The organism is Klebsiella sp. ME-303 (assembly GCF_007910085.1).
Lineage (GTDB): Bacteria > Pseudomonadota > Gammaproteobacteria > Enterobacterales > Enterobacteriaceae > Klebsiella > Klebsiella michiganensis.
This window is the reverse complement of sequence record NZ_VOJB01000101.1, coordinates 1-5,704: the sequence shown is the minus strand read 5'-3', so window position 1 is coordinate 5,704 and position 5,704 is coordinate 1. Positions and strand designations below refer to the sequence as shown.

The window sequence follows — 5,704 nt, the reverse complement described above, 5'->3', positions numbered from 1 at the left end:
GGATTAGGTGACAGGGACGCACAACGTAATAACGAGAGGGCGCAATTAAGGCAAGGTTGGAAAAATCAGGGTGGAAGCCTGGATGATGAAGGGTATCAGAAAGAGCTTTCCGCCCTTGAGGGCTATTACGCTGCGCAGGATGAAATGCGTAATAATTGGTTGGCTGGCGTTCAGTCGTCATGGGAAAACTATGCTGACATGGCCACCAATTACAATCAGATCGCCGCGGATACAACCAATACTGCGCTTAGTGGAGTAACAAGTAATCTTCAGCAGGGATTGTATGACCTTGCCACTCAGTCTGAAGATGCTGGCGATGCTCTGAGCAATATGGTGGAAGGATTTGGCAAAACAGTTATTCAGACATTGACCCAACTGGCCGCACAGTGGCTGGTATATGAGGGCGTTCACCTCCTGGTAAGTAAGACCACTCAGGCAACCGCGACAGCTCCGATGATCGCTAATGCGCAGGCTACAGCTCTTCAGGCCCAACTTGCAGCATATGCATCTACCGTCGCTATCCCAATAGTGGGGCCAGCTCTGGCACCCGCAGCACTGGCAGCGGCTGCTGGTGTCACCGCCCCCCTTGTTGCTGCTATCTCAGCATCGGCTTTAGCTGGTATGGCTCACGATGGTATCGACAAAATCCCTGAAACGGGAACCTGGTTATTGAAAAAGGGTGAACGCGTAACCACAGCGGGTACATCTGCAAAACTGGATGCCACGTTAGACCAGGTTCGCCAGCAAAGAATAGCAAGCAGCGGGTCGGTTGTTGCTGAATTCCATAATACCTTCACAGGTAAACCTGACGATACCACCATGCAGATGGTTAACCAGCAAATGCGGGCGTCTGAAAAAAGGCTTAAGCAGTACTTTACTTCTCAGGTACAGAATCCAAGTGAAAATTACGGTCGTGCACTTAAAGCCGTCTATCCGGGGAGGCGTATGAAATAATGTCAGATATTTATTATCCACATGATTATATACCCGGCCCGACATACGATAATTATGGATTTGAATCGACTGATCCTATGGTTCGTACCGACAGAGTGGGGGGGCTTGCCAGGCAGCGTAGAAGATATACATCAGTACCAACTAATAATACTGTTGTATGGCAATTTAAAAGTGATGCGCATGCACAAGTATTTGAAGCGTGGTATAGAGACGTTTTAACTGATGGTGCGGCATGGTTTTACATGAAATGTAAAACTCCAGTTGGACTGAAGTTTTTTAAATGTCGATTTAATGGGGTGTATAAAGGACCATCTTATATTAAACCAGGTCTGTGGCGTTATTCTGCAACCCTTGAATTAAGGGAGCGACCACTTGCCCCTGTCGGTTGGGGATATTATCCAGAATGGCTGGCCGGGCAATCTCTCCTTGATATTGCACTGAATAAGGAGTGGCCTAAACATGACGGTAATTAACCGGCTGTATGCGTCATCCGGTCCTGAAGTCATTATTGGCACACTTCAGATTAATGTGGGTGAGCAGTCGTATTATTTGTGTGAAGGTTATGAGGACATAACCGCTATGACCGAGGATGGGGCGGAGGTGAAGTTTTTTGCCTGCGCAATATCATTCTCTCTTCCGGCAAGGAACGATGATGGTACACAGGATCTGAAGTTTTCTTTGTGCAATATCGATGGTGTTGTTTCTACCGCTATACGTGAGGCCGCCGATACCTTAAAGGAAGGTACCATAATTTTTCGGAAGTATATTTCCACTGATCTTTCGTCACCCGCTGAACCGCCATCTGTGATGCCGATTAAGGGCGGTTCCTGGAAACCGGTAGTCGTTAACATTACAGCCGGCTTTAAAAACGTCCTTGATTATGCCTGGCCTCGCAACCGCTTCACTTTGCCTTATTTCCCTGGTCTCCGTTACACCCGATAGGTATCCCATGCTGAATATTGATAAATATCTGGCTGTCCGCTGGCAGATGGGCGGACGGGTTTTTCCTGTGCTTGATTGCTACGGGGTTGTTCATGAAGTGCGCCGCGATCTCGGACTCACTGACTGGCCCGCTTTTGAAGGCGTGGTAAAAGAGGGCGATGAAATGCACACCGCTTGCAATAACTTCCGTCAAAACGTTGTTCGATGTGCTCCCTGCCCTGGTGCGGTGGCCGCCTGCTATACGGGAGGAGTAATCGGTCATCTCGGTGTCGTGGTGGAGCTGGGCGGCCTGCTGTATGTGATGGAGTGCAATCCCCACCGTAACGTGACGATCCTGCCGTTGACGCGCTTTGAGAAGCAGTATCTGAAAGTGGAGTATTACCAGTGACTATTCGTGTATACCCATCCCGTTTACCGGGCGAACCGCTGGAAACGCATCAGCATCGGGTCATGACAGTTCACGACTGGATGTCTGAAAATGTAGAAAATTATCGTCCAGATATGTGGCAAAGGGTTGCCTTTGAGGTCAACAACGTCTCCATACCTCCGCAGGAATGGCCGTTCTGTGTAATTAATCCTGATAGTGATGTAAGGGTTTATCCGATACCTGGTGAAGCCGTGTCGGGTTCGGTTATCGCCGCCTGGGTCGCTGCGGCCGTTGCTGCTGCATCAGCTATTTACGCCATCGTTATGATGTCTCAAATGGACAAAGGGGGGTATTCCTCCAGTAATGGTACGTCCCTTGATCTCAATCCGGCAAAGGCCAATCAAGCAAAATTAGGTGATCCTATTCGTGAGGTGCTTGGTCGCTCACGGATATATCCCGATTATGTCGTGCAGCCGGTAACCCGGTTTCACCCTGACGATCCAACCCGCATGACCGTAGAGATGATGTTATGCCTGGGCTTGGGGAATTTCGCTTTTACAAATGGCGATATTCGCGTAGGCGCCACGCCAGTCACAGCCCTCGGCGATTCATTCTCTTATAACGTTTATTCTCCCGGTGCGGATGTCTCAGGCGATCGCCGTAGTGAAAACTGGTTCAACAGCACAGAGGTTGGCGGGACATCAAGCGGTTCAGGTCTGGATATGGCCCAGACATCACCCGATTCTGTTGATATTAATGCCGACAGTATGGCAGTTTCTGGCGCCACGGTGACCTTCAACGGACTTGATGATGATAATGACGACGACGATGATGGTAATGCCTTGCCGGAATCGTGGGTGACCGGAGCCATTGTAACTATCATTGCCCCGGCAAATTATCTTGTTTCAACATCATCAGGTTATAGCGTTCTGACCGGTAATAGTCTGGCGGAAATCAATCCAGTTTCTGGCATGGCCGTTACGCTGGCGATTGGTGGTTCAGAGTATGATCTGGTGATCGCTTCTTATACACCGAAACAGGATGCGGTTCCTGGAACCGGCGGTATAGCGGCCAGTTTACGTGCCAGTGCTGCACCGACAACATATGATTTTTCCGTTATGGGGCAGACATTTGATATCACCTGGCACGCTACAGCGTTCACCATCTCCCTTGTAGCCGATTATCTGAATATGTCAGGGCTTCTTGCTGCTATAAACGAAGGGCTTACTGGCTCTGGACTCATGGCGCAGGATGATGGCGGGGTCGTGCGGATAGCTGAAATATCCAGCCCCTGGCTGGGTGGTTCCATCACCTCTTCTTCTCTTCCCGTATCTATTTTCGGCGACAGCCCGGAGTTTACTTCCGGAACTGCATCCAGCGGCGGGAGTCCGGCGATTACTGCTAATGTCACGCTGGCCTATGGTAGCGCAACGGGGGCTGCTTTCTCCGGCATCCCGGAGGGTACTCAGCGATTGTCGCTGGCGCACCGTGATAACGAATACCGTATTGCTGATGCAGACGGCACGACCGCAACGGTTCAGCGGCTGGTGGACGGCGTTATCGATCCTACCTGGCCGGGTTTTTCACCGCGCACGATGATCGACTACCAGGCTACCGGTATAAACGACAACGATACTTGGCTGGGACCTTTTCTTGTGTGCCCGGAAAATGAAGTGGTTGACGCCTTCGAGGTAAATTTCTCGTTTCCGTCGGGTATCTGTGGGTTTGACAGCAAAGGCAAAAAGCGGATCAGGCATTGCGAGTGGGAAATACAGTACCGCGTGTATGGTGCTGGTGCCGGATGGACGAGTAAACAAGGCGTCTATGCTCTGCAAAACGTTAATGGACTCGGTTTTACTGAGCGGTTTGAGCTGTCGGTACCGGGCCTTGTTGAAGTGAGATGCAGACGGCGTAATGAGCAGGGTAGTAATAATGCACGCGATTCAATGTACTGGCAGGCCCTGCGTGGGAGGCTACTGGCGCGACCTTCTTCTTATGCCGGTGTCACCCTCATGGGGGCAACGGTCGAGACAGGCGGAAAACTTGCGGCGCAGTCAGATCGACGTGTAAACGTTGTAGCCACCCGGATTTATGATTCCGGCACATCCCGCAGCATTTCAGGCGCGCTTTATCATGTTGGGCGATCGCTGGGTCTTGAAATGGACTCGGCGGCAATAGACGCGCTCGAAAGCGCCTGGTGGACGCCCGACGGTGAAACGTTTGATTTTGCGACAGGCGACAGTATATCAGCGCTGGAAATGTTGCAGAAAATTGCGAATGCCGGAAAGGGGTATTTCCTGCTGAATACTCAAGGTTTAGCGTCCGTCGGGAGGGAAGGAATTAAGCCATGGACCGGGGCTATTACCCCCCATGAAATGGTAGAAGAACTCCAGACAGATTTCAGTGCCCCTAACGACGATGATTATGACGGCGTTGACGTGACCTACATCAATGGCGCGACATGGGCAGAGGAAACTGTACAGTGCCGGACGCCGGATAATCCGACCCCTGTAAAAACTGAGGCGTTTACCCTCGATGGCGTCCTTGATCAGAATCGCGCTTATCAGATTGGCATGCGGCGGCTGATGAAATACCGCCTGCAGAGACTGGTTCACAAGACCACTACGGAAATGGACGCGCTTTGCTATAACGTTGGCGATCGCATTGTACTGACTGATGATATTCCTGGTAGTAACACCATCTCGTGTCTCATCGACGCGATGACAACAGTTGATGGGATGACAACGTTTAGTGTTTCTGAGCCTTTAGACTGGTCATTCGCAAATCCACGGGTATACATCAGGTACCAGGACGGGACTGCTTCTGGACTGCTGGAAGCCTCTCCGGGGGGTGACTATCAAGTCTTAGTGCCGTATCAGCTTGAGTTCGAAGGAATTCAGATTGATGATCCTATCATCGAACCGCCGCGGCTGATCTTCTGCAGTTCAGAGAAGGATGTGTATCACGCCATTGTGGCGGAAGTTGCCCCGCAGGATGACGGCACATGCGAGGTAACTGCCCGGCAATATCGTGACGAATTCTACGCATACGACGATGCTACATATCCCGGCGACGTCTCGTAATACCCCATAAAAACCCCTTATTAACTCTTTTCGCTCAAACCCTCGTTTGCGCGAACGCCTTTTTTGGAGCAAAAACATGGCTGCAGATGAACTGAATCCGCCGCTGGGTACGACGACACCTGAAATATTCATGGATAACGTCAAGCGCGCTGACGAACTGGTGAACGGTCCGGCCGGAACGGTTGACGACCGCGGCGGGGAACCACTCGATACCTGGCGCCAGATGATGGCAAAGAATGATGAGGTCCGGCAGAACATCATTCCGCTCGGCAAGCAATACGTTGATTTGCCTACAGCGCAGGCGGATATCGCGAACATACCTACAGGCAGCTTCGTGTTTGTGAGAAGCGCGGAAGAC

General features: G+C 51.1%; 5 protein-coding genes and 1 pseudogene. All 6 read left to right on the top strand.

The window, feature by feature from the left end; genetic code table 11:
- Positions 1–954: phage tail tape measure C-terminal domain-containing protein (locus FQK12_RS27790; protein WP_315898968.1), on the top strand; the 954-nt coding region annotated here is incomplete at its 5' end.
- Entirely contained in the window at positions 954–1,427 is a 474-nt protein-coding gene (locus FQK12_RS24080) for a hypothetical protein (RefSeq protein WP_071881725.1), read from the top strand. The genes FQK12_RS27790 and FQK12_RS24080, both read left to right, overlap by 1 nt.
- Entirely contained in the window at positions 1,414–1,896 is a 483-nt protein-coding gene (locus FQK12_RS24075; RefSeq protein WP_014228581.1) for a DUF1833 family protein, read from the top strand. The genes FQK12_RS24080 and FQK12_RS24075 overlap by 14 nt, the downstream gene beginning before the upstream one ends.
- A 7-nt stretch (positions 1,897–1,903) precedes the next feature.
- On the top strand, positions 1,904–2,284 hold the full coding sequence (locus tag FQK12_RS24070; RefSeq protein WP_014228582.1) for a hypothetical protein: 381 nt from the start codon (positions 1,904–1,906) through the stop codon (positions 2,282–2,284).
- Positions 2,281–5,346 carry a host specificity factor TipJ family phage tail protein gene (locus FQK12_RS24065; RefSeq protein WP_041165274.1) on the top strand — a complete coding sequence of 1,022 codons (3,066 nt, stop codon included), beginning with the start codon at positions 2,281–2,283 and terminating at the stop codon, positions 5,344–5,346. The genes FQK12_RS24070 and FQK12_RS24065 overlap by 4 nt, the downstream gene beginning before the upstream one ends.
- 76 nt (positions 5,347–5,422) lie before the next feature.
- Positions 5,423–5,704, top strand: a pseudogene (locus FQK12_RS24060) (right-handed parallel beta-helix repeat-containing protein); the annotation flags it as partial.